This is a genomic window from Natronosalvus amylolyticus (genome assembly GCF_024298845.1).
GTDB classification, from domain to species: Archaea; Halobacteriota; Halobacteria; order Halobacteriales; family Natrialbaceae; genus Natronosalvus; species Natronosalvus amylolyticus.
The window spans coordinates 60993-75307 of sequence record NZ_CP101160.1; the positions used below are offsets into that span (position 1 = coordinate 60993).

Consider the following 14315-nt stretch of genomic DNA (forward strand, 5'->3'; position numbering starts at 1 on the left):
GCCTCACTCGTCGTCGACGATATCCAGTGCTGCCAGATAGCCGTCGGTCATCGCACGGCCGTTCTGGAGACCGCTCTGGTAGCCGACGCCCCACTCGACTGGTGCACAGACCGAGCCCACGGCGTAGAGGCCCTCGAGGGGGTCGTCGTTCCAGTCGAGAACGCGGGCGTTCCGGTCGGTGATCAGGCCGACGTTGCCCATACTCGAGAGGCCGACGTACAGTCTGACGGCGTAGTACGGCGGTTCGGTTAGCGGACCGAGGTTGGGATTCGGGTCGTGGCCCGGGTCGCCACCCCAGACGTGTCCCCAGGCGTTTTCGCCACGGCCGAAGTCCGGGTCCTCGCCCCGTTCGGCGTGCCCGTTGAAGCGTTCGACCGTCGCGGTGAGCGTTTCGGCGTCCATCTCGAGTTGGTGGGCCAGGTCCTCGAGGTCGTCGGCTTCGGCGGCGAGGAACTCTTCGGGGAACTCTTTTCCGGGGAGTGTCGACCCCAGCGGGTACTTCTGCCTGTACTGTTCGTCGAAGATCATGTACGGCGGGAAGTCCTCGTACTCTCCGGTCGGATCGTACAGCGAGGCGGCCTGTTTAGGGTAAAACGATTCGTCACAGAAACGCTCGCCGTGGGCGTTGACGGCGATGGCGTGTGGCAGGCCGACGTTGTAGCAGTAGCGATAGAGCGGAGCCTCGAGAAACTCGCGACCGGGCACGGCGACGAAGAAGCCTTTCGCGCTCCCGACGGGCGGATAGACCCCGAGTTTCGCGCCTTCGAGGGCGGCCATCGTGTGGCCGTCACCGGTCGCGGTGGGAACGGCAGCGGAGGCGACGTACTCCGCCGGGGTACCTTCGAAGGATTCGATGAGCGAGGCGTTCCAGTCGTACGCGCCGGTGTTGAGGACGACGCCCCCGGTTGGGGTCATCGTCCGTGTCTCGCCGTCGCGTTCGTATTCGACGCCGACGACCTCGCCGTCCTCGACGAGGAGGTCGGTGACCGGTGTTTCAGTGTGGACGACGGCCCCGTTCTCGACGGCCGACCGGAGGAAGTAGCCGATGAGCGCCGTTCCCATCGTGGCGATACCCTCCTCGCGTCGGCGGGTGATCGTCTCCCAGTCCCACTCCTGTGCGGTGAACGCACCACCCCAGGTCAACAGTTCGTCGTTCGTCGCCCCGCCCGGGAGGTGTGGCGAGTTCGGTAAGTCGGCGGGGATTTCGTCCCTGTCGAGTGGCTGTGGCTCGAGATAGCGCCCCTCGTCTTTCCCGCCGGGACCGTCACTGTGGTAATCCGGCATGTTTCGAATGCACTGCACCTCGAGACCGAGTTCGGCCTCGAAGTAGGCGACGGCTTCGGGGGCTCGCTCGACGTAGCGCCGGGCTGCCCCCTCGTCGGCGTAGTGGTCGCCAGCGAGGTGGGTCAGGTAGTCAACTGCTTCCGTCACCGAGTCTTCGTGACCGAGATCGCGCATGTGGTCGTTTCCGGGTATCCACAACTGTGCACCCGAGAGCCCGCTCGAGCCGCCGATGACGGCCCCCTTCTCGAGAATCGTTACCGAGGCACCCTTCGCCGCTGCTGTTGCGGCGGTTGCGACGCCGCCGACGCCCGACCCCACGACGACGAGGTCACTGGACTCTCTGCTAGCTGTCATGTGATATGCGCTCACGCGCCACGTACTAAGCAATTCCGAATGTGGGATGAGTCTGTCGTGAGTGACTGGGCGTACGCCGTCTTAGGCGTCGATGAGCTCGTACGTACTCTGCTCATCACGTTCGACTTTTTCGACACGACTTGCGTCCTCAAGCACGTCCAGATGACCGATAATTTCGGACATCCCTGCAAAGGTTTCGGTCGCCGGGAGGTCGGGGAATTCCAGAGTCATCAGCTTGTAGGGCGTCATCGGTCCGTGATCGGCGAGCAATCCAGACACTCGGTCGCTTCGTTCGTCGTGATGAGCCACGATCTCCTCGACTCGATTCGGGATATCCGGAATGATATCCCGATGGCCGCCGTAGCCGGTCGTCACGTCCTCGGTCGCGATGCGCTCGAGGGCTGCCAGATAGTCCGGCAGACTCCGCGTTCGCTGGTCGGTCGTTCCCGGCTCGAGGGTGAGCAACGGGTTCGGGGAGATGTCGGCCATGACGTGGTCGCCGGTGAAGGCAGACTGGCGCTCGCGGTCGAGAAAACAGACCGACGCGGGTGCGTGACCTGGCGTATGGATCGCTTCGAGGGTCGTCGTCTCATCGAGGACGATTTCGTCGCCCTCGGCGAGCGCCCTGTCGACGGCCACGGGCTCGCGGAATCGGTTGTACGATTCGGGCAAGGTGACGACGGTCTCGAGTAACTGTTCGGGGACGCCGACCGAGGCGAGATACGGCCGGAAAAACGCCTGTTCGCGCTCGAAGTTCGCCGTCGGGTCGGCGAGCACGTCGACGGCATCGCGGTGGGCACATATCGTTGCCTCGGACTCGTTTCGGATCCGATCTGCCAGACCGAAGTGATCGATGTGGGGGTGCGTGATGAGGACTCGGTCGACGTCTTCGGTGGCGTAGCCGAGCCCCTCGAGGCTATCCGTCAATTCTGTGTACGCGTCGTCGGTCAGCGGGCCCGGATCGATCAGTGTGAGGCTCCCGCGGGTGATCGCATAACAGTTGACGCGGCCGATCTGGAACGGTGTGGGGATGGCGATGCGCTCGACGTCGTTCATAGTTCGGACTCTCGGGTCATCGTGATAACTCTGTGGTCAGGCACCGACGAATAGTGGCTGATTTTACGCGCAGTCGACGCGATAGTAGCCGGTGAATTTGACGTACTCACCGGACCTGAGCCCACATCCATTGGCCGACGGATACCCGTTCGATTCACCGGTGAGCAAGGCTGTGACCAGTGACTGGTCGTCGTCCGATAGTTCGTCGTAATCTTTTACCCGGGCGTCGGCCGGTACGTAGTCCGTTTTCTCGAGGGCGAATGCTGAACACTGCCGCATGTAAGATAGTTACTGCCATGTTATGCTTATCCTTGTCATTGCGGCAATCTTCACCCGCCGCCCAAACGCTCATGGATCTCGGCTATGAGTGCTGACTATGCCTACTGACTCCAGCGATCACCTCGAGATTCGAAGGCTCAGAGCGGCGTACGGCCACCATATCGACCGGGGCGAGTGGGATGCCTGGGTCGACTGCTTCACCGAGGATGCGGTCGTCGACTACGGTGCGTACGACCGACTCGAGGGCCACGACGAACTGGCGACCTTTGCCACCGAGGTCATCGACGATCTGTTTACGTACAGCATGCACCTCGCCCTGATGCCGCTGCTCGAGGTCGAAGGGGACCGTGCGACCGGCCGATGGTACTTGCTGGTGCTCTATTCGACCGGCGACGGCGAGCCCGGTTGGCTCGCCGGGACGTACGAGGACACCTACCGGCGGGTCGACGGTGAGTGGAAGTTCGCCGCAGTTGAAAACGTGGTCCACGCGGATACTGGCGCGTACGGTAATTGAACGTCTCGAGTCCGTACCCAGACTACTTCCCTTCGAACGTTGGGTCCCGTTTGCCCGAGAACGCCGCTAACCCCTCGGCTAGATCATCCGTATTCATCAGGTGACCGAACGCCTGGGCTTCGACCTCGAGGCCGGCATCGAGATCGTCCCAGCCGACGTCCATCGCGCGCTTGGTCAGTTCCTGGGCGATCGGCGGGCCGGCTGCCAGCTCGAGTGCGAGCTCACCGGCACGGTCTTCGAGGTCCTCATCATCGACCAGTTCGTTCACGAATCCGTACTCGCTCATCGTTTCGCCGTCGAAGTGAGCGGCGGTGAAGATAATCTCTTTGGCTCGACTCGCTCCGATCAGGCGCTGGAGTCGCTGAGTGCCACCCCATCCCGGGAGCAAGCCCAGATTGTGCTCGGGCTGGCCGAACGTCGAGTCGGGGGTCGCCAGCCGTAGGTCGACACAGGTGGCGAGTTCCATGCCGCCACCGAAGCAGTAGCCGTCGATGGCAGCCACGACCGGCATCGGGCACGTCTCGAGACGGCCGAAGACCGCCTGGCCGCGGCGGGACAGTGCTGCTCCCGCCAGTGGATCGCCGTCGCCGACGACCGTCTGGACTTCCGCACCTGCAGAGAACGCCCGGTCGCCGGTTCCGGTCAGCAAGAGCGAGCGGGCACCCGAATCGATGGCGACGTCGAGGGCCGCGTCGAGGTCCTCGAGTAGCGTCGGCGTGATCGTGTTCATCTTCGCGGGTCGGTCGATGGTAACGACCGCGACCCGTTCGTCGGTCACTTCCTCGCTCGTTTCGCCGTCACTCCCCAGCCACTCGAGGGTGAGCGACTCGAACTCGAGTTGCTCGCTCGAGGAATCGGTGTCGAAAAAGCCGCCCGCCGTCGCGCGCTCGGCAAGGTAATCGGCCACCTCGTAACGTGGGTGCCCCGTCTGTTCGCCGGCGTCCTCGAGCGTTTCGAGCAGGGCCTCGAGGCCGCGGTCGTCGGCCATTCGGGCCGGGCCGTTTGGGAAGCCACCGCCGAGTTCGACAGCTTCGTCGACGGTTGCGGCGTCGGTCACGTCACCGCCGACGAGTTTGGCGGTTTCGTTGGCCATCACGGCCAGGAGTCGGTCCTCGACCGCGCTGACACTGTCGGTTGGCGATATCTCGACCCCGCCGTCCTCGTAGTCGTAGAAACCGGCTCCCGTTTTTTTGCCGTAATCGCCCGTCTCGACCTGTTCGATCAGCGTCGGGCCGGGTTCGTACCCGTCGCCGAGCGTATCGTGGAGGTGTTCGACCACGTCGAGAATGACGTCGACGCCGATCTGGTCGGCGAGTTCGAAACAGCCCATCGGCAGTCCGAGTCCGAACTTGGCGCTCGCGTCGACTTCCGCAATCGTGGCCTCGTCCGTCGCCACCAGCCAGGCGGCTTCGTTGAGCAAGGGGACCAGAATTCGGTTGACGACGAAGCCGGGAACGTCCTTCGAGACGAGCACCGGCGTCTTGTCGATGGATTCGACGAACGTCTGGGCGGTCTCGAGGATCGTCTCGTCGGTTTCGTCCCCGGCGACGACCTCGACCAGCTCCATCCGTACCGGCGGGTTGAAAAAGTGCAGCCCACACACCTGCTCGGGTCGACTCGTGACGGCCCCCAGTTCACTGATAGACAGACTCGAGGTATTGGACGCCAAAATCGCGTCCTCTGGCGCGTACTCGTCGACTTCCTCATACACCGATCGCTTGATATCCATCCGTTCTGGGACGGCTTCGATCACCAGATCGACGTCTTCGAGTGCGCTTTCGATATCGACTATGGGAGTAATTCGCTCGAGCGTCTTTTCGCCGGTTTCTGCCTCGAGGTGGCCGCCTTCGACGAGTTTGTCGACGCTCCACTCGATCTTCTCGTAGCCGTTCTGTACCATTTCGTCGTTGATGTCCCGGAGTCTGACGGTGTAGCCAGCGATGGCAGCCACTTCGGCGATGCCGTGGCCCATGCTTCCCGCTCCGAGAACGCACAGCGTCTCGATGTCACTCGCGTCCATACGCGACTCTCACGCCGCGGGTACGTGAATGTTGACATCGAGGCCAGGTGTCTGTGGCAAAACGACGGGCGACTGTATAGGCTTATAATCCTCCACTGCGCATCTCCTACCCACACACGATGAAGATACTGGTCACGGTCAAGGAAGTGGCAACTGTCGACGACGCGTTCGAAATCGACGGCACCGCCATCGACGAGCGCTATCTGAGCGCCGATCTCAACGAGTGGGACGATTACGCCATCGAGGAGGCCGTCCAACTGTCCGAAGACGGCATCGTCGACGAGGTCGTCACCGTCACGATCGGTGACGAAGACACTGAACAGACGATTCGGCAAGCCCTGGCGAAAGGCGCCGACCGCGCTATCCGGGTGTGGGACGACGCCCTCGAGGAGGTCGACCTGCTGGACGTCGGTGCGAAGGTCGCGATTCTCGAGGCCGTGGTCGCAGCCGAAGAGCCGGATCTCGTGCTGACTGGCGTACAGTCGGGCGACGACAGCTTCGGGGCGACGGGCGTCGCGCTGGCGGAAGCCGTCGGCACGCAGTGGGCGGCGGTCGTCAACCAGCTCGACCTGGATAACGGCGCCGACGTAGCGTCGGTTCACCGTGAACTCGAGGGCGGCCTCGAGGAACTGACCGACGTCGACCTGCCGGCAGTACTATCGATCCAGACAGGTATCAACGAGCCGCGCTACGCCAGTCTCCGGGGGATTCGGATGGCCCAGCGCAAGGAACTGGACCACCAGACGCTGGCTGATCTCGGTGTCGACGCTGGCGACGTTGCTGGTGATTTGGAACTTACCTCGATGTACGAACCGGAGAGCGAGAGCGATACGACCGTGTTCGAAGGAAGCGCTGACGATACGGCTGGGCAGTTGGCTGAACTGCTGCGCGAGAAGGGGGTGGCCCAATGAGTTCCATCGCCAACTCCGTGGGCGATGGAGTCATTATCATCACCCGAGGTGAAAGCCAATGAGCGATATCCTCACTATCGCCGAACACCGCCAGGGCGAACTCCGTGACGTCAGCCTCGAGTTGCTCACGGCGGGTGCGGAACTGGCCGAAGAGACCGGCGGCGATCTACACGTGGCGGTCATCAGCGGCGACGTAGACAGGTACGCCGAGGGACTCGACCGCGAGGGCGTAGACGCGATTCACACGGTCGCCTACGGCGAGGAGTTCAACCACGACGTCTATACGCAGGCGGTAACCCAGTTGGTCGACTCGCTCGAGGCGAGTTACGTGCTTGGGGCGAACAGCGTGAACGGCCTCGATTACCTGCCTGCGGTGGCGACCCGGCTGGACGTGCCGCTGGTGACCGACGTGGTCGCCCTCGAGACGGCTGGGGAGACGCTGACGGCGACGCGCGAGATGTACGGCGGGAAAGTCGAAACGACCGTCGATGTCGAGGGAACGCCGGTGGTCGTCTCCATCCGAGGCGCGGAGTGGCCCATCGCCGAAGGCGAGGGTTCAGCCGCCGTGGAGGCCTTCGACGCGGAGATCGACGAGGACGCCATCGGCTCGAGCGTGAACGGGTTCGAGGAAGTCGCGGGCGGCGACGTGGACATCAGCGAGGCGGACCTGCTGGTGTCGGTCGGCCGCGGTATCGACGAAGAGGAGAACCTCGAGTTGATCGAGGAGTTGGCAGCGGCACTGGGAGCGACGATGTCGTCGTCACGGCCGATCGTGGACGCTGGGTGGTTGCCGGCGAACCGGCAGGTCGGCCAGTCCGGCAAGGTCGTCACGCCCGAGGTGTACATTGCAATCGGTATCTCCGGCGCTGTGCAGCACGTTGCAGGGATGAAAGGGTCGGAAACGATCGTGGCGATCAACACGGACCCGAACGCGCCGATCATGGACATCGCCGACTACGCGATTCACGACGATCTGTTCGACGTGGTGCCGGCATTGATCGAACAGTTCTCGTAAGTTGCTCACGCGAGCTTATTTTGGTCGCGAAAAAAGGTCGGAGGAAATCGTTCTCGTCAGGGCTCTCGAGTGGAGTGACCGTGTTAGGAGGCGCACAGAGACGCTCGAGTTGGTAATAAAATGTTGACTTCTGAGTTAGTTGGAATCAGCCGTAGTTATATAGTCACGGCAACCGAACGCTCAGGTATGTCTACAATACTGTTGTCAGTCGATAACGACGAATCGCGCGCGAAATCGCAGGCAGAGTCGCTGACACGACTGGATTTCGACCCCGAATCGACACACGTCCGGCTCTTTCACGTCTTTACCGACAATCCGTCTGGGGCGTCGGTAACACAGGTCGGTTCAGTCCGCCGTGCGAAAGAGATACTCGAGAACGCGGGGTATGCCGTTTCACTCGAGGGACAGAGCGGCGAGCCGGCAGAAGAAATTCTGGCAGCGGCGGAAGAACACGATGTCGATGCAATCTCCATCGCTGGTCGAAAACGGTCGCCCACCGGAAAAGCACTCTTTGGCAGCGTCACCCAGGAAGTGTTCCTGAACACTGATCTGCCAGTGTTGCTGACGAGCGCCTCAAAGACAGAATAGCCTCTCAAATTTTTGCGACGAGATCATTTCCGGGCGGGGATCCTCGAGTCGGGACTGGTGGGAACTGAAAGAGATTGAGGATTCTCTCGCTAAAATATCAACTTTATTTGTATGAATGCTATTTTACCTATACTCATCTACGTGACCGCTCAGTAAAACCGATCGAGACACTAATTGGCGTTAGGAGTCGATATAGTGTACTAAGGCCACTATCTGTGTGGTGAGCACTATTGGAGGTCCAAACACTATCTTTTTGCCGTATGCATTGGAAAATCGACTATCGAGTGGTTTTATACAGTGAAAGCCGAGCATCCGGGTTGTATTGAGGAGATAAATCAAATAAGTAGCTAATATTATCTCATCTGTACTATAGTAACACGCTACAGCCACTTTTCAACTATTGCGTAATATATGACACTACTGGCCGGAACTAGTCAAGTTTTTCTCTATCTGATCTCCTCGAGCTAGGTCTCATCTCTCCCTAGCGGATTGCCAAACTGATAACCGACTCCATCCTGGTGGGCACTTAACTGACCCCTCATATGGGGGTTGTACACATTTGGGAGATAGAGCCCTCCTACTAGTTAGAGCGAGGTTAGTATCCATGCCTGAATACGAACTTACCTGTCCCGATTGCGGACAACAGTTGTCGGTGGACCGTGCGGTGTTAGAGGCAACGGTGGCACACGGGTGTCCTCTGTGTGGCTCGAGTGTGTCCCAGGAGTATGCGACGCCCCTCTGAGGGCGGTTGCATCTTCGCCTGATGCAGTTTAATCAATTGATGTCGCGTATCCACTCCCTGAAGGGCGTGGTATTGCGCCTGTTCGGCGTATAATTCTCGAGGGAGTTCTTTCAATATGGCTCTGTTGAACCCCTCACTACTTGACAAGAGGGGCATGCTGAATACACAGCGCGAATGCAGCAGCGAGATATCTCACAGAGACCCAAAGTTGAAATAGAAGCTGATTCGCCGGGGACAGGGTGTTCGAAAGTATCTATGATCTTTCCGCTTGGCCGATGTGACGGTCGGGCCCCGAGGGGGTGGAGAATCGTTCCCAGATCGTTAGAGTAGACGACTGTTTTAACGGTTCTGGCCCCAATGGTTTGGTATGGATCTGCTCGTCGCTGTTGATGGATCCGAGGAGAGCAATCGGGCGCTTGCGTACGCCACAAATATTGCTAACGCGACCGACGGATCAATCACACTAGTCCACGCGATTGAACCGGATATCTATGATACTGGCGGTGGAGAGCCGATATCCGAATCTGACCGTCGGGACAGGCTGATCATCGATAGCTTTGACGCCGCGGAGGTGGACGGTCAAGAGATCTTGGACAAGGCAATCGAGTTTGCAGCGGAGCGGGGACAAACCGTATCGGGCGAACTACGCTACGGACAACCAGCGAGGATTATAACGGATTACGCTGAGGAGGGAGCGTTCGAGACGCTCTACGTCGGTCACCGGGGTCGGTCGGAACGAGCCATCGAATTCTTGGGGAGCGTGGCACGAGATGTCGTCGAGCATGCTACCGTTCCAGTCACCGTTGTCAGGTAATACCACCAACGAAATTGCAGTTGCCTACCTTACAAGATATATCCGCTGAGGGCGCAGCAACAATATTGATTTCACATTGGAGTAGGAGTACCAAATTCCCTGGTGCCGAATTACAAGGGAATTTCGATTTCACCCCTTGTTACGATCCCCTCACCCTCTCTATCATGTAGTCGATTTCTGCCACCCCTGTTCCGTAATCGAATCATCCCACTGGAATTGAGTTTGAGCTCACGGCTCCTCACCCCCGGTCGGTGGGACAGTCATAACCGTACGGCGAACCTCTACCAAGAGAGAGTCAAGATGGACATCACCGAGATCGTTTCCACGTCGTTCACCGAATTCGACGTCGGGACACCCCTCTCTAAAGTTGCAGGAGCGTTCGAGAATCAGGAACTAGATGCCGTTGTCGTTACGGACGGAGACGAGTATCGCGGCATCGTCAGCCGTAGACAGCTGGCATCCTCGTCTAATCAGCCTTCGAAGAAGGTCGGTTCCCAGGTCAAACACGTCCCGGCCGTTGAACGCACCGAGGACGTCCGCGAGGTCGCACGGCTCATGATCGGGAGCGACGCCAAGACACTTCCCGTGCTTGACGACGGCCGCGTCTACGGCGTCGTAACCGCAGATGCCGTCCTCGTGGCCGTCCGCCCGTTCCTCGACGCGGCGACCGTCACCGAGGCGTACTCGGGCGAGTTGATCAGCGTCCCCCCTGAGACCGGTATCGGGAAAGCACTCAACACGCTACGGGAATCGGGCATCGCCCATCTCCCGGTTGTCGAGGACGACGAAGTAGTGGGGATGCTAAGTCTCTACGACGTCATCGAGTTCACGACGCGAGGTGGGAGTCGGAGCCAGGGTGGTTCATCCGGCAACTTCGGCGGCGGCGGTGGGAAAGCCACCGGTGGGAGCCACGGGGGCTTCGGCGCGCGCGAGGGAGATTCCGATCGGATGCTCGATCTGCCGGTTCGGAATCTGATGTCCGATATGGTCGTGACCATCGGGCGAGACGCAACGCTCGACGAGGTGGTCGAGACGATGTTCGAGTGGGAAATCTCCTCGCTCGTCGTCACTGACAGTGAGACGGACAAGCCCATCGGCATCGTTACGACGACGGACGTCATTGAGGCGCTCACCTGGGAGCGGGACAACGGACGCCACCCCGTGCAAGTATTCGGTATCGACTTGCTCGATAGTATTGACTACGACGGCGTCTCGGCATTGATCGAGAGCGTGACCTCGAAGTACGGCGAAATGCAGGTGATCAAGGCCAGCATCGAACTACAAGAGCACAAGGAACAGAGGCGGGGCGTGCCGCTCGTGCTGGCACGGATCCGGCTGGTCACCGATCGGGGCTACTTCACCGCCGATGGCGAGGGCTACGGCGCTACACACGCGATCCGCCTCGCCGCGAACGCCGTCGAACGACAACTCCTGAAGGGGAAGACCTACGACAGATCGATGAAGCAACCCGACGTCGAGGAACAGGAGAAGCTCTACGGCTGGTGGCTCGGTGGATGACGGTATTAGGCACACTTACCGAACAACGTGAGCCGAGACGACAGGGGGACGACCGACGTACGTCGATTGCTTTCAGAAATTTGTTTTACTACCGGTTCCTACCTATCCCCCTCGGGCTGGTACGGCTCACCCTGCACGAATGGGTTCAGGTAGGATCTTGTCGAACTCGGATTAGACAATTTCTAAGATAGGTTTACTGAATATGCGCCCCCGATCAGCAAAATTCGTGGAAATTGCCACAATGTTGCCAGAATCTGCGTGACCGACTTTGAGCATCGGTTCAGCGTTTTGGCTTCGATCGTTTCAAACTAATTCGATCGATCTTTGAACACTCTAGTGGTTCGTCGAACGGATTCCGATCTTTCATCGTCCAGAAACCATCGAAATCGATAGTCAGATCCGAGAGAATTTCGAAATCCACGCGTTGTTGCAATGCCGGGAAACACGACCCCTCCCAATTCTCCCCTCCCGAATCGCAGCGACTCGACAAATAGGCCCACCTTTCTTCACTTGGCGAAGAACACCAGATGCTAAATAGGTGAACTAAGTTTGAAACTGGAGCTACTCATTTTCAACCACACCCGTTTCTCACTTGTGGACGTCGTACGACTCGACCAACGTGAGGAGATCTCGTTCCAGTTCACCGCCAATAAACTGGACGCGCCCCGTTTCAGCCTCATAGTCGATTATCCGAGCCTCGTCCAGTTTTGGAAGATGGGTATGGTGAAGTGTGATCCGGACGCGTTGTCGGTGTTCGGCTGACTCCCGTTTCGTGTCATCGTCCCGAACCCGGTCTGCAACGCGATCTACGAGCACATCGTATTCCAGTGTCTTCTCGGAGGCGGTGTCCAACGCGTCGAGGATGGCACGTCGATGTTCGTCCGCTACTGCTGACAGAACCGTATTGGGGGAGATCGCTCTCTCATGCCTTGAAGAACCGGAAACCGCATCAATTGACTGGATATCACGTGTCCCCAGCTCTCGACTCTCATCCATACTCTCATAACGGAGGCCCAATTGCCTGGCTCTGTCCCATGGTGTATAATGGAATCGGTCAGTCCATGTTCGCCGCTGACTCGGGCGTGAGAAGCGCGTGTCTTCCGAACGCACCGATGGCCCGACGCAGTCGCTCCGTCACTGCCTGATCGGAAATTCCGAGTTCGTCAGCTAACTTCGCAGTCGTACAGCCTCGTGGAATGTCGTAGTATCCCATTCGGATGGCAAGTGTAAGCGCTTCTCGTTGGGGCTCACTCAAACCGTACCACGGGCCAGCATCGGGGTCTGTCGGATTATATATACGGGTTATCTCCAGAGAGATGTGCGCATCCTCACAACAGGTCTGGCACTGACTCAATGCTTCGCGGTCTGCGAATCGAATCTCGAAATTCCAGCCTTCCGGTGATCCAGTTGCACTCAGTATTTGCCCTTCGTGTTCCAAAATGCACTCAAAAAGGTGATCCTGGCTCGCATCCCAGTCGAGTCTTAACAGCGTCCGGTCGTCGAAGACGTCCACATCTGTGACGCTATTGACCGTTGGATAGCGCTCGACGGAATCGAGAAAGCCGTTTTCGACCGGTTCGTAGACCCAGAAAAGTGGCACGGTAGCGCCCCCACTCGGGACGAGCGTTTCGAGTTCGACCGCCGACGCTCGCTCTAAACTGAGAATTTGGCCGAGTTCGAAGTCGTCGGATGGAATGCGAATCTCCGTTATTACACTCATGCTCGCTTATGAGACTAGATTGGTCGGTCGTACAAAAGGAGGCGACATGGTGTATCATGGCCACCTGGGTGCCAAACGGACACTTCGTTCCCAGAGCACGCGGTGCCGACCAGCACCGGTGCATTGGTTCATCTCGAAGCCATGATACACCATCCCCGTCGATTATCCGCCTGCTAGACGAAGGGTTCCGCATGGCGACTGTAATGGAGTTTACAAGTCCGACAGAGGAGTTTCCGCTGGGGAGTGTGTTCGAGGACTTGCCCGGAGTAACGGTCGAACTGGAGCGCCTTATCCCACACGAGACGCTCATTATCCCGTACTTCTGGGTGCGTGGTGCAGAAACGGAGGATATCGAAGCTGCGTTCGAACCACACGCCGGCGTGACCAATATCCGAGTGGTTGATAGCGTCGAAGACGAGTATCTCATGCGTGCCGAGTGGGAACAAGAGTACTTCGGCATTCTGAGTGCTTTGGCCAAAGCCAACGTCGTCGTGCTCTCTGGAATCGGTACGAAAGACGAGTGGCGATTCGAGGTGCGTGGCGAGAGCCAGGAGACAATCGCCGAGTTTCGAGAGTACTGCCAGGAAAACGACATCCCGATAGCGATCACCGCTGTCCACGCCATGCTTCCGATCCAGGGGGAGGGCTACGAGTTGACCGAGACCCAACGCGAGGCACTGATATTGGCCTACGAGCGAGGATATTTCAACACCCCACGCGAGGTGTCGCTTGAAGAGGTCGCTGACGAGCTCGGCATCACCCAGCAGTCACTCTCATCACGCCTTCGACGCGGACATCGACGCCTCATTGGAGCGACGCTCAGTAGTTCGGTGTGATCACTCGGTTAGATGCCCTTATTTAAACCCATTGTATAATCAGTGCCTCTATTAAACTGACTCAGACGGCTAGACAAGCCAAGATGGACACAACGGTATCTGGGGTTGGGGTCGAAGCAGTCGAGTACTCTCGGGAACCTGGGGCTGTTCGTACCCAGTTCGATCAGGAGAAGACGCCTGCGAGCATAGCTGTTATCGCAACACTGGCGGATCTAATGGGGACTGATCCGGTTGAACTCGACCCGCTCCATTCCGCTGTTGACCCCGACGAATTAGATGCGCTCGTCCGCGTTCGCAACGGGACGAACGGAAATCCCCACAACGGGGATACCCACGTCACATTCACGCACGAGGGGCACGCGATAACCGTACACAGCTACGGTGTAATCACCATCACACCAGCACACGAACTTACAGCAAAGAAACACGAAAGGGGCGCAGGAAGATGACGTCTGAGGAGACCTCGCTTACGTCGAAGGAGGAATTGAACGCGGAGCTGAAAGCCCTCCTTCGCAGGGCCTACGAGAGTGGTGTCGATGTGGAAGGCGGATTCGAATGTCGGAATGGGGTCGAACATCCTGACTGGGACGTGATCGTCACGGAAGTCGAAAAGAACGAACATTCGGAGTGACCGACGACGGGGGTTACCGGCCGTCGCGGATAA

16 protein-coding genes are annotated in these 14315 nt (G+C 59.1%); 10 read left to right on the forward strand and 6 right to left on the reverse strand.

Annotation, left to right across the window (positions count from 1 at the left end):
• Positions 1-3 precede the first annotated feature (3 nt).
• From NLK60_RS18140 to NLK60_RS18150, 3 genes are all read right to left on the reverse strand, one after another.
• Positions 4-1638 carry an FAD-dependent oxidoreductase gene (locus NLK60_RS18140; RefSeq protein WP_254810998.1) on the reverse strand — a complete coding sequence of 545 codons (1635 nt, stop codon included), beginning with the start codon at positions 1636-1638 and terminating at the stop codon, positions 4-6.
• Between the two features lie 81 nt (positions 1639-1719).
• Positions 1720-2694, reverse strand: coding sequence for an MBL fold metallo-hydrolase (locus tag NLK60_RS18145; RefSeq protein ID WP_254810999.1), 975 nt, complete (start codon positions 2692-2694; stop codon positions 1720-1722).
• Positions 2695-2757: 63 nt separating this feature from the next.
• Complete coding sequence (locus NLK60_RS18150; protein WP_254811000.1) at positions 2758-2973, reverse strand: DUF7979 domain-containing protein; 216 nt, start codon at positions 2971-2973, stop codon at positions 2758-2760.
• 97 nt (positions 2974-3070) lie between these two features.
• On the opposite strand from NLK60_RS18150, the gene NLK60_RS18155 reads away from it, so the two are divergent.
• A complete protein-coding gene (locus tag NLK60_RS18155; RefSeq protein WP_254811001.1) occupies positions 3071-3487 on the forward strand; it encodes a nuclear transport factor 2 family protein in 417 nt (138 codons plus the stop codon).
• 22 nt (positions 3488-3509) lie between these two features.
• On the opposite strand, the gene NLK60_RS18160 is transcribed toward NLK60_RS18155, so the two are convergent.
• Positions 3510-5507 (reverse strand): 3-hydroxyacyl-CoA dehydrogenase/enoyl-CoA hydratase family protein, encoded by a 1998-nt coding sequence (locus NLK60_RS18160; protein WP_254811002.1) that lies wholly within the window; start codon positions 5505-5507, stop codon positions 3510-3512.
• Between the two features lie 119 nt (positions 5508-5626).
• On the opposite strand from NLK60_RS18160, the gene NLK60_RS18165 reads away from it, so the two are divergent.
• The 6 genes from NLK60_RS18165 to NLK60_RS18190 all read left to right on the forward strand — a co-directional run bounded on the left by NLK60_RS18165 (position 5627) and on the right by NLK60_RS18190 (position 11095).
• Positions 5627-6418, forward strand: a complete 792-nt coding sequence (locus NLK60_RS18165; protein ID WP_254811003.1) for an electron transfer flavoprotein subunit beta/FixA family protein — start codon at positions 5627-5629, stop codon at positions 6416-6418.
• A gap of 58 nt (positions 6419-6476) precedes the next feature.
• Positions 6477-7433: an electron transfer flavoprotein subunit alpha/FixB family protein gene (locus NLK60_RS18170; protein WP_254811004.1), complete on the forward strand. Its 957-nt coding sequence runs from the start codon at positions 6477-6479 to the stop codon at positions 7431-7433.
• A gap of 186 nt (positions 7434-7619) precedes the next feature.
• Positions 7620-8021, forward strand: a complete 402-nt coding sequence (locus tag NLK60_RS18175; protein ID WP_254811005.1) for a universal stress protein — start codon at positions 7620-7622, stop codon at positions 8019-8021.
• Between the two features lie 604 nt (positions 8022-8625).
• Positions 8626-8763, forward strand: a complete 138-nt coding sequence (locus NLK60_RS18180) for a DUF7560 family zinc ribbon protein (RefSeq protein ID WP_254811006.1) — start codon at positions 8626-8628, stop codon at positions 8761-8763.
• A 367-nt stretch (positions 8764-9130) separates the two neighbouring features.
• Entirely contained in the window at positions 9131-9577 is a 447-nt protein-coding gene (locus tag NLK60_RS18185; RefSeq protein ID WP_254811007.1) for a universal stress protein, read from the forward strand.
• Positions 9578-9877: 300 nt separating this feature from the next.
• The gene (locus tag NLK60_RS18190) at positions 9878-11095 is read left to right on the forward strand and encodes a CBS domain-containing protein (protein WP_254811008.1); all 1218 of its coding nucleotides are present in this window, start codon (positions 9878-9880) and stop codon (positions 11093-11095) included.
• Between the two features lie 588 nt (positions 11096-11683).
• On the opposite strand, the gene NLK60_RS18195 is transcribed toward NLK60_RS18190, so the two are convergent.
• Entirely contained in the window at positions 11684-12091 is a 408-nt protein-coding gene (locus NLK60_RS18195) for a DUF7344 domain-containing protein (protein ID WP_254811009.1), read from the reverse strand.
• 58 nt (positions 12092-12149) lie between these two features.
• A complete protein-coding gene (locus NLK60_RS18200; RefSeq protein WP_254811010.1) occupies positions 12150-12815 on the reverse strand; it encodes a helix-turn-helix domain-containing protein in 666 nt (221 codons plus the stop codon).
• Between the two features lie 191 nt (positions 12816-13006).
• Between NLK60_RS18200 and NLK60_RS18205 the strand changes: the two genes are divergently transcribed.
• The 3 genes from NLK60_RS18205 (at position 13007) to NLK60_RS18215 (ending at position 14282) form a co-directional block, all read left to right on the forward strand.
• A complete protein-coding gene (locus NLK60_RS18205) occupies positions 13007-13651 on the forward strand; it encodes a helix-turn-helix domain-containing protein (RefSeq protein ID WP_254811011.1) in 645 nt (214 codons plus the stop codon).
• An 83-nt stretch (positions 13652-13734) separates the two neighbouring features.
• The gene (locus NLK60_RS18210; protein WP_254811012.1) at positions 13735-14100 is read left to right on the forward strand and encodes a HalOD1 output domain-containing protein; all 366 of its coding nucleotides are present in this window, start codon (positions 13735-13737) and stop codon (positions 14098-14100) included.
• Positions 14097-14282 (forward strand): hypothetical protein, encoded by a 186-nt coding sequence (locus tag NLK60_RS18215; protein WP_254811013.1) that lies wholly within the window; start codon positions 14097-14099, stop codon positions 14280-14282. Before NLK60_RS18210 ends, NLK60_RS18215 begins: the two co-directional genes overlap by 4 nt.
• The last annotated feature ends 33 nt before the right edge of the window (positions 14283-14315 follow it).

What these genes read in the sequence shown, in the direction of transcription:
- NLK60_RS18140 (WP_254810998.1), bottom strand. Translation starts at nt 1,638, where the DNA reads ATGACAGCTAGCAGAGAGTCCAGTGACCTCGTCGTCGTGGGGTCGGGC.
- NLK60_RS18145 (WP_254810999.1), bottom strand. Translation starts at nt 2,694, where the DNA reads ATGAACGACGTCGAGCGCATCGCCATCCCCACACCGTTCCAGATCGGC.
- NLK60_RS18150 (WP_254811000.1), bottom strand. Translation starts at nt 2,973, where the DNA reads ATGCGGCAGTGTTCAGCATTCGCCCTCGAGAAAACGGACTACGTACCG.
- NLK60_RS18155 (WP_254811001.1), top strand. Translation starts at nt 3,071, where the DNA reads ATGCCTACTGACTCCAGCGATCACCTCGAGATTCGAAGGCTCAGAGCG.
- NLK60_RS18160 (WP_254811002.1), bottom strand. Translation starts at nt 5,507, where the DNA reads ATGGACGCGAGTGACATCGAGACGCTGTGCGTTCTCGGAGCGGGAAGC.
- NLK60_RS18165 (WP_254811003.1), top strand. Translation starts at nt 5,627, where the DNA reads ATGAAGATACTGGTCACGGTCAAGGAAGTGGCAACTGTCGACGACGCG.
- NLK60_RS18170 (WP_254811004.1), top strand. Translation starts at nt 6,477, where the DNA reads ATGAGCGATATCCTCACTATCGCCGAACACCGCCAGGGCGAACTCCGT.
- NLK60_RS18175 (WP_254811005.1), top strand. Translation starts at nt 7,620, where the DNA reads ATGTCTACAATACTGTTGTCAGTCGATAACGACGAATCGCGCGCGAAA.
- NLK60_RS18180 (WP_254811006.1), top strand. Translation starts at nt 8,626, where the DNA reads ATGCCTGAATACGAACTTACCTGTCCCGATTGCGGACAACAGTTGTCG.
- NLK60_RS18185 (WP_254811007.1), top strand. Translation starts at nt 9,131, where the DNA reads ATGGATCTGCTCGTCGCTGTTGATGGATCCGAGGAGAGCAATCGGGCG.
- NLK60_RS18190 (WP_254811008.1), top strand. Translation starts at nt 9,878, where the DNA reads ATGGACATCACCGAGATCGTTTCCACGTCGTTCACCGAATTCGACGTC.
- NLK60_RS18195 (WP_254811009.1), bottom strand. Translation starts at nt 12,091, where the DNA reads ATGGATGAGAGTCGAGAGCTGGGGACACGTGATATCCAGTCAATTGAT.
- NLK60_RS18200 (WP_254811010.1), bottom strand. Translation starts at nt 12,815, where the DNA reads ATGAGTGTAATAACGGAGATTCGCATTCCATCCGACGACTTCGAACTC.
- NLK60_RS18205 (WP_254811011.1), top strand. Translation starts at nt 13,007, where the DNA reads ATGGCGACTGTAATGGAGTTTACAAGTCCGACAGAGGAGTTTCCGCTG.
- NLK60_RS18210 (WP_254811012.1), top strand. Translation starts at nt 13,735, where the DNA reads ATGGACACAACGGTATCTGGGGTTGGGGTCGAAGCAGTCGAGTACTCT.
- NLK60_RS18215 (WP_254811013.1), top strand. Translation starts at nt 14,097, where the DNA reads ATGACGTCTGAGGAGACCTCGCTTACGTCGAAGGAGGAATTGAACGCG.